Genomic DNA, 14,871 nt, shown 5'->3' on the forward strand with positions numbered 1-14,871 from the left:
TGAAACGCGGCGTTTCTGAATACATCGCGAGCAAGCTCGCTCCTACAGGGTTCCCACCTGATTGCCCCTTCCCTCTGCAGGAGCGAGTCCGCTCGCGATGGTCGTCAACGATAACGCGTGCTTGCTGGCTGCACGCGGCGTTTTCGCGTCTATCGCGAGCGAGCTCGCTCCTGCATTGGTCCCCTGGCCTTCCCGAATATTGGCTGTTTGTTTGTCACCCGCTGCGGACTAGATTTGTCCCTGACAACTCATCCAACGCAGGTAATGAACATGAACGTTTTACGCTTCTGTGCCGCTTCCCTTGTTGCCCTGACCCTGACCGCTTCCGCTTCGGCATTTGCCCACGACCCTTCGGAAAAGGTCACGGTGCTGCAGGACCAGATGTTGAAAAACGTCCCGGGCAAAAAAGCCTTGATGATCGAAGTCGACTACAAGCCCGGCCAGTCGTCCATCGCTCACAAGCACGAGGGCACAGCCATGGCCTACGTTCTTTCAGGTGCAATCACGTCCCAGGTAAAAGGTGAAAAAGCGGTCACCTACAAGGCAGGTCAGTATTGGTACGAGCCTGCCGGCTCGGAGCACCTGGTTTCGAAAAACGCCAGCGCCACCAAACCTGCCAGGTTGTTGGTGTTCATGGTGCTGTCGCCGGACGAGCAAGTGCTGATCCCATTGGAAAACTGATGGCTGAACGTATGTCCATAAATAAAAAGGCCCGAATCATTGAATCGGGCCTTTTTATTTCCCGATGCAATTAACCGAACAATTTTAAACCAAACAAAACTATTGGCCTCCGGACAAGTTCGGATATTGGCTATTTAAATAAACCATCCAGGGTTTAGTCTTGAGTCACCGCCGGCACAGCACCGGCAACTTCAATTTCAAACTCAAGTTGTTTCACTGGAGAAACACCATGAAACTTGCACTTGCCAGTACCTTGACGATGACTGTCTTGATAACCGGTTGCTCGATTCCCACCGCGCCTTCATCCGTCTCCTCATTGAATGGCCTCTTCACCGAGCCGGTTGGCCGCAGCAGTGCTACGAGTGTTCCCAACGGCAGCCATGTCTCACTGGGCATTGTCTACAGCCAAAACACCCAGGCGAACCGTGCTTACCTGCAAGATTATCAGGCCAACGCCGGCACCGGTTTCGGCCAGAGCCTGCTGGTTCAGCCGATTCACGATGCCTACGTCGCCACTTCCAGGCCCGATCTGGCGGTGGACTGGGTCAAGGCCTCGTTGCAACGCCAGTTCGGCTCGGTCACGGTGTATCCGGACATGCAAAGCCTCAAGGCAGCCAGGCCGGATGTGGTCGCGATCGTCGACAGCCGCAGCCAATTGATCACATCGCGCAGTTCAGACATCAAGGCTGATGTCAGTGCGGACTTTTATGACAACCACTTCAATTACATCGGTACCGCACAAGGGCATGACGCCCGGGCGCTCAGCCCGGTGTGGGCGGACTTTAAACGTAGCGAAGAGATCGTTGCAGACATTAACGAACAGCAGAATGTGCAAGTAAGGGCGCTACAGAAGTTTGATCAATCGCTCAGTAATTTATTGACCAGCCCGACAAGTAATGTATCGATGATTAATAGTCCATCAGGCAAAAAAACGTATTGATATCGATTGCCCCATCGCGAGCAGGCTCGACCCGACAGCAGAAAATCAAAAAAAAACCCCGCATCTCTCGATGCGGGGTTTTTTCATTCAACGCCTGATCAAGCCGGTTCCAGCTCGGCGGCGACGGCGGCAGGCACCACCGCTTGACCGCTCAACGCCAGGTCCAGCAGTTCGCGGTTGGCCACCGCGTACATGGCGTAGTCGGTGCCGCTGGCGGCACGGATTTCCACCAGCATGGCACGCCAGCGCTCGATCATGCCTTCGTGCTGCGCCATCCACAGCTCCAGGCGTGTTTCGACGTCCAGGGTGCCGTTACCCTGTTGCAGTACCGAGATGGTGATCGCACGTTGCTGCCAGTCGACGTCATCACGGAACGCTTCACGGGCCAGGGCCTGCCAGTTGTTTTCAACCGGCAGGGCACTGATCTGTTGCAGGTACCAGGTGATGTCCAGCGCACTGCCCACGGCGAAGTACGCCTTGGCCACGTCGGCAGGATCCTGGCCGGTCACGTCGGACGCCTCGATGATCGGCAGCAGCGTATACAGGTGCGTGGTGCCAGCCACCATGCGCGCCAGCAACTCCGGCACACCGGCTTCGACGTACGCCTGATAACGGGTCTGCCAGGTTTCGCGGATCTCGCCACTGAGCAATTCGTCGAGCTTGAGGCCCAACGCCGCCAGATGCGGACCGAAGTGCGCGACGTCACGGGCAGCGTTCTGCTCGTTGCGACGGGCACGCAGGAACCAGCGCGTGGCGCGACGGCCCAGGCGCATCAGCTCGTCCATCAGCTCCAGTTGCACGTCGGCGGAAACCTTGTAGTCCAGGTTTTCAATCTGACGGAACCAGTGCGGGAGGTGGAAAATGTCACGCACGATCACATAAGCGCCAGCCACGTTCGCCGGGCTCATGCCGGTCGACTCTTTGAGTCGTTGAACGAAGGTGATGCCCATATGGTTGACCAGATCGTTGGCGATCTGGGTGCTGACGATTTCGCGCTTCAGGCGGTGACGACGCATCGCCGCGGAGAACTTGCTCACCAGGGTCGGCGGGAAAGCGGTCTCCATGTCGCGGGTCAGGTAGTCGTCGTCCGGCACCAGGGAGCCCAGCAACTGCTCCTTGAGGTCGATCTTGCTGTACGAGATCAGCACCGACAGCTCGGGACGAGTCAGGCCATGGCCTTCAGCGATACGCTCGTTGATCGCATCTTCAGCCGGCAGGAACTCGATGGCACGATCCAGCTTGCCACGACCTTCCAGGTCGTTCATCAGGCGCTTGTATTCGGCAATCCGCGGCAAGGCGCGACGGGCTGCCAGGGACAGGGCCTGAGTCTGCTTGTAGTTGTTGCCCAATACCAGGCCACCGACTTCGTCGGTCATGCTCGCCAGCAACTCGTTGCGCTGCTTGGCGGTCATGTCGCCGGCCTGAACCACTTCGTTGAGCAGGATCTTGATGTTCACTTCGTGGTCGGAGCAGTCCACGCCACCGGCGTTGTCGATGAAGTCGGTGTTGGAACCGCCGCCATTGAGGCCGAACTCCACACGACCCAGTTGGGTCATGCCGAGGTTACCGCCCTCGCCCACCACTTTGCAGCGCAGTTCGTTGCCGTTCACGCGCAGTGCATCGTTGGCCTTGTCGCCGACATCGGCGTGGCTCTCGCTGCTGGCTTTGACGTAAGTACCGATACCGCCGTTCCACAGCAGATCCACCGGCGCCTTGAGCAAGGCGTTCAGCAGTTCGGTCGGGGTCAGCTTGTCGGCCTCGATGTCGAAGCGCTCTTGCATCTGCGGGGAAATCGCGATGCTCTTCGCGCTGCGCGAGAAGATGCCGCCGCCTTCGGACATGATGCTGGTGTCGTAGTCAGACCAGGCCGAACGCGGCAGGTCGAACATGCGCTGACGCTCGGCGAAGCTCGATGCCGGATCCGGATTCGGGTCGATGAAAATGTGCAGGTGGTTGAACGCCGCGACCAGTTGCAGCTTGTCGGACATCAGCAAGCCGTTACCGAACACGTCACCGGCCATGTCGCCGACACCGACCACGGTGATGCTGTCTTCCTGGACATTGATGCCGCGCTCGCGGAAGTGGCGCTGTACGCCGACCCACGCGCCTTTGGCGGTGATGCCCATTTTCTTGTGGTCGTAACCGGCCGAACCGCCGGACGCGAACGCATCACCCAGCCAGAAGCCGTAGTCGATGGCGATGCCGTTGGCGATGTCGGAGAAGGTCGCAGTGCCTTTGTCCGCGGCCACTACCAGGTACGGGTCATCGTCGTCATGACGCACGACGTTGGCCGGCGGCACCAGGGCGCCGTCTTTCAGGTTGTCGGTGATGTCCAGCAGGCCCGAGATGAAGATGCGGTAGCAGGCGATGCCCTCGGCCGCGATCTCGTCACGGCTGCCGCCCAGTGGCAGGCGACGCGGCAGGAAGCCGCCCTTCGCGCCCACCGGCACGATGACCGAGTTCTTCACTTGCTGGGCTTTTACCAGGCCCAGGACTTCGGTACGGAAGTCTTCTTCACGGTCGGACCAGCGCAGGCCGCCACGAGCAACGTTGCCGAAGCGCAGGTGCACGCCTTCGACGCGCGGCGAGTACACGAAGATTTCGAACTTCGGTACCGGCTTTGGCAGCTCGGGAATCAAGTGCGGGTTGAACTTGAAGCTGAAGTACGACTTGTTATGGCCGTTGGCATCGGTCTGGTAGAAGTTGGTGCGCAGGGTGGCCTTGATCAGGTCCAGGTAGCGACGCAGGATGCGGTCTTCGTTCAGTACCTGAACGTCGTCCAGGGCGCTGTGAATCGCTTGCTCCAGGCGTTGCTGCTTGTCTTCCAGATCATCGCCGGACAGTTTGCGCGCCAGGTAGAAGCGGGTCTTGAACAACCGCGTCAGCTCGCGGGCGATGTCGGTGTGGTTGTTCAGGGTGCTGGCGATGTAGCCCAGGTCGAAGCCCAGGCGAATCTGCTTCATGTAGCGGGCGTAGGCGCGCAGCAGCGCCACGTCGCGCCATGGCAGGCCGGCGGTCAGTACCAGACGGTTGAACCCGTCGTTCTCGGCTTCGCCACGCACGATGTGGACAAATGCGTCCTGCAGCGTGTCGTTGAGCTGCTGGATGTCGAGTTCCAGGCCCTCGGCGGCGGTGAACGCGAAGTCGTGAATCCAGAACTCGCGGCCACTGTTGTGACGCAGGCGATACGGGAACTCACCCAGCACGCGCAGGCCAAGGTTTTCCAGGATCGGCAGGACGTCGGACAACGCCAGCGGGGTATCGGCGTGATACAGCTTGCAGTGCAGCATGCGCTGGCCGGAAACCTGGCCCAGCGGCTGGTAGAAGCTCATCACCAGCGGATTTTTTTCGTTCAGGCTCAGCAGGTGCTGCATGTCGACCACAGCCGAGTGGGCTGCGAAACGTTCGCGATAACCGGCCGGGAAGCCTTTCGGGAAGTCGGCCAGCACATTGGTGCCGTGGGCTTCGCCGAAGCTTTCGATGGTCAGGGCGGCGTAATCGTCCTGCCAGCTGCGGCAGGCCTGCACCACTTCCTTTTCCAGCAGCAGCGGGTCGATGTCGAGGCGGTTTTTCGGGTCGACTCGCAGGATCAACTGCACGCGGGCCAGCACGGACTCGGAGAAGAAGGTCCAGAACTCGCAATCGGTCGCTTTCAGGCGATCCATCAGTACTTGCTGGATCTTCTGCCGCACTTCGGTGGAATAGATGTCACGCGGCACGTAGGCCAGGCAGTAGCAGAAACGGCCGTACGGGTCTTTGCGCAGGAACACGCGAATCTTGTTGCGTTCCTGGATCTGCACGATCGACATCACGGTGCTGAACAGCTCGTCCACCGGGGTCTGGAACAGATCGTCGCGCGGCAGCACTTCGAGTACCTGCGCCAGTTCCTTGCCCAGGTGAGCCTTGGCCTGGAAGCCGGAACGGCGTTCGATTTCCTCGACCTTGCGGCGGATGTACGGGATCACCCGCACGCTCTCGCCATACACCGACGAGGTGTACAGGCCCATGAAACGGCATTCCTTGATGACCTTGCCGTTGGCATCGATTTCGCGGATCGACACGTAATCCGGGTAAGCCGGACGGTGTACACGGCTTGGGTGCGCGGCCTTGGCGAACGACAACAGGGTCGGTTCGCGCAGGTAGTTCACGGCGTAGTCTTCGATGCGCAGGTCATCGTAGGTCAGGCCGGCACGCAGCAGTTTGGTCAGGCCAAGGAAGGAATCCTTGTCGTAGACGATGTGGCCGCCATCGGCTTCGTCGCTGACCACGAACTCTTCGTAGCCGAGGAAGGTGAAGTGGTTACCCACCAGCCATTCCAGGAAACTCTTGATTTCGCTCTTCTCGTCGGCATCGACGGCGAACTGGCTGTTGTCCAGCTTGGTCAGGATGTCCTGGACCTTGGCCTTCATCGGCTCGAAATCGCCGACGGCAACGCGCACTTCACCGAGCACCTGCTCCAGCTCTTTGCTCAGGACATTGAGCTCGGCGGTGTTGGCGCAGCGGTCGATTTCCAGGTACATCAGCGACTCTTGCTGAATATCGTCGCCCTGGGTGCCCTTCGGCAGGATTTCCAACAGCTCGCCCTTGCTGCCACGACGCACGCTGAGCACGGTGGTTTGCAGGGTATGGATGCTGTAGCCGCGGCGATTGAGCTCGGTACGCACCGAGTCCACCAGGAATGGCAGGTCGTGGTGCAGCACTTCGACCGCCGTGTGGGTCGACTGCCAGCCGTGGCGCTCGTAATCGGGGTTGAAGACGCGCACTTGCGGTTGCGCGTGATCGAAGCGCTCAAGCAGGCGCCATGCAGAAAGGGTGCAGCCAGCAAGGTCGGACAACCGACGCTGGGTCAGCTCGTCAAGGGAAATGATGCCGAAGAATTGTTCAGCGAACAGCGCCACTTGTGGCAGTGCCTGTTCACTGATGTGCTGCGCCAGTGCCGCTTGCAGTTGGTGCTGGAAGTCGGCTTTGCTGGCTGCGGTGAAGAACGCCATCTGTGGTACTCCGCTTGGGCTTGTTATTGATGAAAGCGTCGCGTGCAAAACCCCTTTTCGGGGCTACCCGTCACCCTGTTCCTGATTCTCGGGCAGAGGAAACAGGGCGACAGGTGGGTGAAGCTGGACGAGACACTCAGGTCACATTCACCTTCCGTGAATGGGCATCTGCAAAAACGACTGGGCTGCGTGCAGCGCAATGTCTTTACGGGTGCTCATCCGTTGCGCAGCTTAACGAGTGCGGCAAGGCCCATGCTTGCGGTGCTGCGACATATTCGGTCATCGGCACGCAGCTCAAGGCATGCGCATCGAACAACACTAGCATCCGCACAGGAAAATGACGGGTTTCCGTCCGGTTTTGCGGTACGTCAGTACCAGAAATGACCGACAACACTTCCTTTGTTCACGACAGATGCCCGTCACTCGTCGAGCAGGCATTCGCGAGAAATGGAGGCGCTGAGCCTCGAGGCGTTTTCGATGGGCCTGGCCAGATCGCGCATGAGCAGCAATACGGCCTTCGGCAAGCAGAGTGATGGGTCGATCAAAACCGGGAGTCGGGGTTACTTTTCCTTATGTACACCCCCGACCGTTAAACAAATAACCAACATTGCGCGCCTACTGTGGACAAGCCACACCTGTATGCCACTCCTTGCCATAATCAGCCGAGTTGACGTCCGGTTGTTTATTAACGTTGTAGAAGTTCTGCTTGTACATTTTCCCCTTGTACGCCACGGCCTCTGCGTAGACTGCATATACCTTGCTGGCATCCCATGCCGGCAGTTCGCCGCAATTACCGCCCTCGACAGGCGCTTTAACGGTTAAATTCTCTGTGAGTTCAAGGGTATGCAAGCCATCGGAAACTTCTACGGAAATGGCAGTACGGGTATCCGCGGTCACTGTTGGGGCCGTGAAAGACATGGATATCGTACTGCCTGTCGGTGGTATGAATCCGGTTGCGTTCCAATGATAATTCAGTGGTTTGTTTGAGGGTGACTCAGCATAAACATGTGCGCTGAGCGTTCCCCCCGACTTCACCTCCTCAGGCAGGGCAAGGCGTCCTGTAGGCGGCTTATCGGCTGCGTCTGCCAACATTTTTTTGATAGCGGCATCCAAATCGGGTTGAACCCCGATTTCCGTGCGATTGCCGTTGATCTGCGGGTAGCCCGTTTCGACGAGGAGTTGACGTAAAACCTTGGGTGGAATATTGCCTATTCCGTTCGCACGAGCCACGCCTTGTACAGAGGCAAGCACCCCCGCAATGATTGGGTTGGACGACGACGTGCCGCTAAAAGTATGGGTATACCCCATAGTGGGATTGCTCGCACTCCATGTTGTAGTGGTGACGTTGCGCCCCCAACTAAATAAATCGACGCGACTTCCATACTCGGAAAAGCTCGCTCTGATGCCGGTCTCCGGATCAACAGCACCCGCATAAATCGCACCAGTATCGAAAACATTTCGATCATAATAACCATTAAAAAATGGATGATCCAAATCAATGTTGCCATTACCCGCAGCCAGCACTACATGAACGCCCTTCTCTTCAACAAGATAAGAAATAATATCACGTACCGTCGTATTTCTTTCGATCGGCATGAAACAGTTCACTGTACATCCGACTCCATTGAGAGGCGTACTGTTGATGTGTACACCAATCTGCACTACATCGCCTTCATTCAATTTATCAGCCAACTGGAGCAGCCTGTCCGTGCCCCATTGCAAATAACCCAGCCTGGAGTACGGAACAATGCCGGTAGTGCCGAAACCATTTTCCTGCGAAGCAATAATTCCAGCACTGGAAGTATCATGGGAGCCAGTTTTGGCCCCTGCATCAACTTCCAGATAAGGTTTTGGCAAATCAACATGATCATACGACCAATGATCTACCTCTGCAGAGATCACCTGCACTTCCTGCCCCTTCCCCCCTGAAATCTTCCAGGCTTCAACTGCGTTCACGCCGCCAATTTTATAGGGGGTTACTGCATTTCTCCCTTGAAGATAATTTTGCCGCCCCGTGTAATCCGGAATGTTCTTGCTCATTACACTCGCAATTGGGGCACCATTATCGTCATGCATACCATCTACCTTTGGTTCAAATTCTGCCTTCTCCACTAAAGGGATTTTCTTCAATTGCAGGAGTAATGTTTCAGCCTGCGCTTTAGTCATGGTACGGGTATCCACCATGAAGTAGCGATTCAGTCTATGCCGCTGCAGCGCCTGTAACTCTTCCTTGGTCCGCACTTCGGAAACCGGCACCAACGGCCTAATCTGTGGCGCGAGTTTTTTAAGTTCGTTTAATGACGAGTGACTATCGAGAGCACTTTTCTGCGTGTCAGACAGAAACGCATCCTCTTTGACTAAAATGATAAAATGCGAATAATCCCGCACGGCCGCAAACAACGACAAAGGCGAGGAAGCAAGCACAAAGAGTACAGATCCCAGCCATTTGCTCATCGATTTCATGGTGATATCTTCCAATTAGTATCGCTGGCAATTTCTGAACACTTCCGATTTGACCTAAAGTTAATCCGTACAAACTAATGACTACCTTTCCCGGATTACAGCTAAAGCTAAAACCCGAGGACTTGCTACTGTCAGAAATTACAGTGCCGACGATTGGTCGCACGTCCCGCGCGTTCGAAAATGGGTGGATTTTTCACGTAACGAACCACCGGGCACGTTTGTCCCTGCCTTGGTGGCATCACAGCGCGACCAGGGAGGCCGAGCAGAGTTCTCCAAAGACTGGCAGAATTGCCCTTTGTCCATATTCACAATGCTCGTCGAGCCAGGATCCCTCCCCATGCAAATGACCACCGCCCTCTTGATCGTCAACCCGTGCGACGAAGAAGAAGACAACATGGCCATGCTGTGCTGCCACAGCGACAAGGGCGAAATGTTCCTGATGAGCCGCTACCCGGATGAAGACGAACTGGAAATCACCCTCGACGGCGAACCCTCGACCCTTGAAGGCGTGAAGGTCACGCTCGGCCCTGCACTGCTGAAAATCGAAATTGCGGCGGCCGATGCCGATGCGCTGAATGGGGATGATGTGCTGGAGATCACTTTTAACCCGGCCATGGTTGATCTGGCTGAAGTTGAGGAAACCCTGAAGAACATCCTTGACGGTACCGGGACCTTCATCAGCCAGATTTGAGAGTGTCTGAACCGGCCCTGTCGCTGGCAAGCCAGCTCCCACAGTGACCGATGTGTTGCACAGATTGCATGCACACCGCCAATATTTGTGGGAGCTGGCTTGCCAGCGATGAGGTCCTGACAGTCACCTCAAGACTGTTGCCCTGCATAAATCCAACAAATCTCCCGGTCATTCCCCGCACTTTGCACAAAATGCCGTTAGTCGCCGCCCCCCGCGATGGATTAAAGTAACGCCCCCGGCCCTGGCGCATTTCGAACGTCCTCGGCCACCCTTTTGCAGGAACAGTCATCGATGGAACATCGTGAAGCGCTGCTCGCGCTGCGAACCTTTCTTTCAACGCAGATTCTCGGCCAGGAAAAACTCATCGAGCGCTTGCTCATCGCCCTGCTCGCCGACGGCCACATGCTGGTCGAGGGCGCTCCTGGCCTGGCCAAGACCAAGGCCATCAAAGAACTCGCCGAAGGCATCGAAGCCCAGTTCCACCGCATCCAGTTCACCCCTGACCTGTTGCCGGCCGACATTACCGGTACGGAAATCTACCGCCCGGAAACCGGCAGTTTCGTGTTCCAGCAAGGGCCTATCTTCCACAACCTGGTATTGGCGGACGAAATCAACCGCGCCCCGGCCAAGGTTCAGTCGGCCTTGCTCGAAGCCATGGGCGAACGGCAAGTCAGTGTCGGACGCAGCACCTATGAGCTGTCGCCGCTGTTCCTGGTGATGGCCACGCAAAACCCCATCGAGCAGGAAGGTACCTATCCGCTGCCCGAAGCCCAGCTTGACCGGTTCCTGATGCACGTGAAAATCGGCTTTCCCGATGCCACTGTCGAGCGCCGGATTCTGCAGCAAGCACGTGGAGAAGCCCTGAACGGCGAAGCAAAACCTGAGCGTCGGGTTACCCAACAGACGATTTTTGCGGCACGCAAGGAAATCCTCGGCCTGTACATGGCCGACGCCGTGGAGGAATACCTGGTGCAATTGGTCATGGCCACCCGTACCCCGGCCAAGTTCGATCCGGAGATGGCCGAGTGGATCGCCTACGGCGCCAGCCCGCGCGGTTCGATTGCCCTGGACCGCTGCGCCCGTGCCCACGCCTGGCTGGCCGGACGCGATTTCGTCAGCCCGGAAGATATCCAGGCCGTGCTGTTCGACGTGCTGCGCCATCGCATCATTCTTTCCTTTGAAGCCGAAGCCGCTGGCATCGATCAGGACCGGGTCGTCCAGCGGATTCTCGACGTCGTAGCCGTCGCTTGACCCCGATGAACGTCAGCCTGCCGCCCGAGCCGGGCATCCGTGTCAGCCTCGCCGACCTGATCGAGATGCGCCATCGCGTGCGCGAAGTGCAGCTGTTTTCCACGCCGAGCCAGCGCAGCCCACTGATTGGCCTGCACCACTCCAAATTGCGCGGCCGTGGCGTCGACTTCGACCAGGTGCGGGTCTATCAGGCCGGCGACGATGTGCGCACCATCGACTGGCGCGTGACTGCGCGCACCCAGGAGCCCCATACCAAGCTGTTCCACGAAGAACGCGAGCGGCCGATCTTCATCATGGTCGAACAAAGCCGCCGGTTGTTTTTCGGCTCGGGCCAGATGTTCAAGTCCGTACTCGCCGCACAGGCTGCGAGCCTGATCGGTTGGGCAGCCCTGGGCCACAACGATCGGGTCGGCGGGCTGGTGTATGGCGACAATGAGCACTACGAAATCAAGCCTCGGCGCAGCAAGCAAAGCCTGCTGCAGCTGCTCAACCGACTGGTGCGGGTCAATCAGTCGCTCAACAGCGAAATCGAGCCGGACCGTGACGCCTTCGGTATCGCCCTGCGCCGCGCCCGCGAAGTGTCACGCCCGGGCAGCCTGGTGGTGGTGATCTGCGACGAACGCTCCCTTTCGGAAAGTGCCGAGCAACAGCTGAGCCTGTTATCTCGCCATTGCGACCTGTTGCTGCTGCCGTTGTCCGATCCGCTGGATCATGCCCTGCCCGCCGCCGGCCTTTTACGTTTCGCCGAACGCGGTGCGCAACTGGAGCTCGACACGCTGAATTTCGACCTGCGCCAGACTTACCGGGCCCTGGCCGAAGCACGCATCGCCCGTTGGGAGCTGCTCGCGCAGAAGCTGGGCGTGTTGCTGATGCCCCTGAGTACCCAGAGCGAGATGGTCGAGCAACTGCGCGAGTACCTGAACCCACAGAAGCCGGGGAAAGGTCGATGAGCGGACTGGAACAACTGCAACCGCTGATTTCTCCGCCGCCGATCGATTTTTGGCCGCCCGCGCCTGGCTGGTGGATACTGCTGCTGTTGCTGCCGCTACTCGGCTTCGGGCTGTGGAGCCTGCGGCGCTTCATTCCTCGCAAACGCCCCGTGGTGCGTGCCGAACAGCCGCTGGACCCGGTTCGCTTGGCCGCACTGGCTGAATTGGCGCTGATGCCCAAGCCGTATGACGGTGCGCCGGCCGGTGCCTGGCTGCAGCAACTCAACGGCTTGCTCAAGCGCCTGTGCCGCAACCACTATCCCTACAGCCAGAGCCATACCCTCAACGGGCGCAAGTGGCTGGCGTTCCTTGACAACCGCTGCCCGGCAGCCGGCCTGACTCGCTGGATGGTGCTCGTGGAAGGTGCCTACAAACCCGAATGCAAACTCGATGACAAGGCCATCGCCGGCCTGACCCAGGCCGTCGACACATGGATTCGCAAGCATGTTTGAGTTCACCTGGCCGTGGATCTTCGCCCTGTTGCCCTTGCCGTGGCTGATGCGCCTCGTCTTGCCGGTCGCCGACAGTGGCGAGCCGGCGCTCAAGGTCAGCTTTCTAAGCGATCTGGAAGGCCTCGCCGGCCGCCGCGCCCGCGCCAATCTGCCGGCCTGGCGCCAACAGTCGCCATTCATTCTGCTGTGGCTGCTGCTGCTGATGGCCGCCGCACGCCCGCAGTGGCTGGGTGAACCGTTACCGATCGCCGCCAGTGGCCGCGACCTGCTGATCGCGGTGGACGTTTCGGGCTCCATGGATTTTCCCGACATGCAGTGGCAGGACGAAGACGTCAGTCGCCTTTCGCTGGTCCAGCATCTACTCGGAGACTTTCTCGAAAGCCGTGAAGGTGACCGGGTCGGCCTGATCCTGTTCGGTAGCCAGGCCTACGTGCAAGCGCCACTGACCTTCGACCGCCACACCGTGCGCGTCTGGCTCGATGAGGCACGCATCGGCATTGCCGGCAAAAACACCGCCATCGGCGATGCCATCGGCCTTGCCCTCAAACGCCTGCGCCAACGTCCGGCGCAGAGCCGCGTGCTGATTCTGGTCACCGACGGGGCCAATAATGCCGGTGAAATCGATCCGCTCACCGCCGCCCGACTGGCGGGCAAGGAAGATGTGAAGATCTATCCGATCGGCATCGGTGCCGATCCGGAGCAAAGTGGCACGGTCGGCTTTCTCGGCGTCAATCCCAGCCTGGACCTGGACGAGCCGTCCCTGAAAGCCATTGCCGAAGCCACCGGCGGCCGGTATTTCCGCGCCCACGATGGCAAGCAACTGCAATCGATCAAGGCAACCCTCGATCAACTGGAACCCGTGGCCCAGCAACCGACCCAGGCCCGTCCGGCCCAGGCTCTGTATCAATGGCCTCTGGCGCTGGCTCTGTTGTTGAGCATGCTGCTGGTGGCCCCTGTACTCTGGCCGGACAACCCGTTGCAACGCCTGTTTACCAAGGATCTGTTTTTGCAAACCCAAGTGTTGCCTGACTGGCGCCAGCGTCTCAAACGCCTGCGTCTGCGGAGGCGCCGATGAGTGCGTTGTGGCCCTACTGGTTCCGCCCCTGGTGGCTATTGTTGTTGCCGGTGCTTGGCTGGTTGCTCTGGCAACTCTGGCACCGCAAGAAACGCGCCGGGCGCTGGCAGATGATTCTGCCTCCAGCCTTTCACGCAGCACTGCTCAGCGGTGGCAGTGGTCGCGACAGTAAATTGCCTTGGGTCGCGCTTGGCGTGGCGTGGCTGTTGACCGTGCTCGCGCTGCTGGGCCCGAGCTGGGAACGCGTCGAGCAAACCAGCCAGAAGCCCGCCGACCCCTTGGTGGTGATTCTTGAACTGACCCCGGAAATGCTCGCCACGGACGTCGCGCCCAATCGCCTGGAGCAGGCCCGGCGCAAGCTGTTCGACCTGCTGCAGGTTCGCAGCGATGCCCAGACTGCGATCGTCGTCTACGCCGGCAGCGCGCATACGCTGGTGCCGCTCTCCGATGACCTGTCCACCAGCCGCAACCTGCTCGATGCCCTCAAGCCGTCATTGATGCCCGAGGCCGGCCATCGCGCCGACCTGGCGGTAGTCAAGGCCTTGGCCCTGCTGGAACAGGGTGCGCTCGGTGACGGGCGGATCCTGCTGATTGGCTCGTCCCTGACGGAAGACGAACGCCTGGGGATTCGCCGCGCCATGGCAGGCAAATCGACGCAATGGCTGATGCTCGGCATCGGCACCGCCGAAGGCTCGCCGATCACCCAGGAAGACGGCAGTTTCCTCAAGGACGAACAAGGCGCGATCCTCGTACCGCGCCTGGACGAGCCCGGCCTGAAAGGCTTCGCCCGCGACCTCGACGGACGCTATCGCCACGCCCGCCTGGACGATAGCGACCTGCGCGCCCTTGGCCTGCTTGACGGTCCGCGTCACTTGCGCAATGACGGCCAGACGCTGCGCCTCGACACCTGGGCCGACCAGGGTTACTGGCTGCTGCTGCCACTGTTGCTGCTCGCGGCCTGCGCGGGACGTCGCGGCTGGCTGCTCTGCCTGCCGCTGCTATTGGCGCTGCCTCAGCCCAGCTATGCCTTCGACCTCGCAGACCTGTGGCTGCGTCCTGATCAACAAGGCGTGCAATTACTCAAGCTCAAGCGTCCGGCCGAGGCCGCGCGGCGCTTCGAAGACCATCAGTGGCAAGGCGTGGCGCTCTATGAAGCCGGAGACTACGCCGGCGCCGCCGAGCGGTTTGCCGAAGGCAACGATGCCCATGCCCACTACAATCGGGGCAACGCCCTGGCCAAAAGTGGTGCGCTGGAGGCTGCCCTGGACGCCTACGAACAGGCGCTGGAACGCCAACCGGATTTGCGCCCGGCACTGACCAACAAGACGCTGGTGGAAG

At 59.3% G+C, this 14,871-nt stretch carries 10 protein-coding genes; 8 read left to right on the forward strand and 2 right to left on the reverse strand.

Features of this window, described 5'->3' with window-relative positions; all coding sequences use genetic code 11:
• Nucleotides 1-270 precede the first annotated feature (270 nt).
• Both ACCD00_RS27210 and ACCD00_RS27215 read left to right on the forward strand, forming a co-directional pair.
• On the forward strand, nt 271-681 hold the full coding sequence (locus ACCD00_RS27210) for a cupin domain-containing protein (protein WP_413428371.1): 411 nt from the start codon (nt 271-273) through the stop codon (nt 679-681).
• Nucleotides 682-910: 229 nt separating this feature from the next.
• Complete coding sequence (locus ACCD00_RS27215) at nt 911-1,621, forward strand: ATPase (RefSeq protein ID WP_413428372.1); 711 nt, start codon at nt 911-913, stop codon at nt 1,619-1,621.
• 98 nt (nt 1,622-1,719) lie between these two features.
• On the opposite strand, the gene ACCD00_RS27220 is transcribed toward ACCD00_RS27215, so the two are convergent.
• A complete protein-coding gene (locus tag ACCD00_RS27220; protein WP_413428373.1) occupies nt 1,720-6,612 on the reverse strand; it encodes an NAD-glutamate dehydrogenase in 4,893 nt (1,630 codons plus the stop codon).
• 615 nt (nt 6,613-7,227) lie between these two features.
• Complete coding sequence (locus tag ACCD00_RS27225; RefSeq protein ID WP_413428374.1) at nt 7,228-9,075, reverse strand: S8 family serine peptidase; 1,848 nt, start codon at nt 9,073-9,075, stop codon at nt 7,228-7,230.
• A 337-nt stretch (nt 9,076-9,412) separates the two neighbouring features.
• Here ACCD00_RS27225 and ACCD00_RS27230 point away from each other — a divergent pair, with 337 nt between their 5' ends.
• From ACCD00_RS27230 to ACCD00_RS27255, 6 genes are all read left to right on the forward strand, one after another.
• Complete coding sequence (locus tag ACCD00_RS27230; RefSeq protein ID WP_413428375.1) at nt 9,413-9,766, forward strand: hypothetical protein; 354 nt, start codon at nt 9,413-9,415, stop codon at nt 9,764-9,766.
• 291 nt (nt 9,767-10,057) lie between these two features.
• The gene (locus tag ACCD00_RS27235; protein WP_007994509.1) at nt 10,058-11,017 is read left to right on the forward strand and encodes an AAA family ATPase; all 960 of its coding nucleotides are present in this window, start codon (nt 10,058-10,060) and stop codon (nt 11,015-11,017) included.
• Nucleotides 11,018-11,022: 5 nt separating this feature from the next.
• Nucleotides 11,023-11,967 carry a DUF58 domain-containing protein gene (locus tag ACCD00_RS27240; protein WP_322617320.1) on the forward strand — a complete coding sequence of 315 codons (945 nt, stop codon included), beginning with the start codon at nt 11,023-11,025 and terminating at the stop codon, nt 11,965-11,967.
• A complete protein-coding gene (locus tag ACCD00_RS27245) occupies nt 11,964-12,458 on the forward strand; it encodes a DUF4381 domain-containing protein (protein ID WP_413428376.1) in 495 nt (164 codons plus the stop codon). Before ACCD00_RS27240 ends, ACCD00_RS27245 begins: the two co-directional genes overlap by 4 nt.
• Complete coding sequence (locus ACCD00_RS27250; protein WP_413428377.1) at nt 12,451-13,533, forward strand: vWA domain-containing protein; 1,083 nt, start codon at nt 12,451-12,453, stop codon at nt 13,531-13,533. The genes ACCD00_RS27245 and ACCD00_RS27250 overlap by 8 nt, the downstream gene beginning before the upstream one ends.
• Nucleotides 13,530-14,871, forward strand: a 1,342-nt coding sequence (locus tag ACCD00_RS27255) for a tetratricopeptide repeat protein (RefSeq protein ID WP_413428378.1), incomplete at its 3' end; no start/stop codon positions are given. The genes ACCD00_RS27250 and ACCD00_RS27255, both read left to right, overlap by 4 nt.

The sequence above is a fragment of the Pseudomonas sp. Pseusp3 genome (assembly GCF_047304225.1).
Classification (GTDB): Bacteria; Pseudomonadota; Gammaproteobacteria; order Pseudomonadales; family Pseudomonadaceae; genus Aquipseudomonas; species Aquipseudomonas fluorescens_CD.

Excerpts from the sequence above, each read along its gene's own strand:
- ACCD00_RS27235 (WP_007994509.1), top strand. The coding sequence starts at position 10,058 with ATGGAACATCGTGAAGCGCTGCTCGCGCTGCGAACCTTTCTTTCAACG.
- ACCD00_RS27250 (WP_413428377.1), top strand. The coding sequence starts at position 12,451 with ATGTTTGAGTTCACCTGGCCGTGGATCTTCGCCCTGTTGCCCTTGCCG.
- ACCD00_RS27245 (WP_413428376.1), top strand. The coding sequence starts at position 11,964 with ATGAGCGGACTGGAACAACTGCAACCGCTGATTTCTCCGCCGCCGATC.
- ACCD00_RS27220 (WP_413428373.1), bottom strand. The coding sequence starts at position 6,612 with ATGGCGTTCTTCACCGCAGCCAGCAAAGCCGACTTCCAGCACCAACTG.
- ACCD00_RS27215 (WP_413428372.1), top strand. The coding sequence starts at position 911 with ATGAAACTTGCACTTGCCAGTACCTTGACGATGACTGTCTTGATAACC.
- ACCD00_RS27210 (WP_413428371.1), top strand. The coding sequence starts at position 271 with ATGAACGTTTTACGCTTCTGTGCCGCTTCCCTTGTTGCCCTGACCCTG.
- ACCD00_RS27240 (WP_322617320.1), top strand. The coding sequence starts at position 11,023 with ATGAACGTCAGCCTGCCGCCCGAGCCGGGCATCCGTGTCAGCCTCGCC.
- ACCD00_RS27230 (WP_413428375.1), top strand. The coding sequence starts at position 9,413 with ATGCAAATGACCACCGCCCTCTTGATCGTCAACCCGTGCGACGAAGAA.
- ACCD00_RS27225 (WP_413428374.1), bottom strand. The coding sequence starts at position 9,075 with ATGAAATCGATGAGCAAATGGCTGGGATCTGTACTCTTTGTGCTTGCT.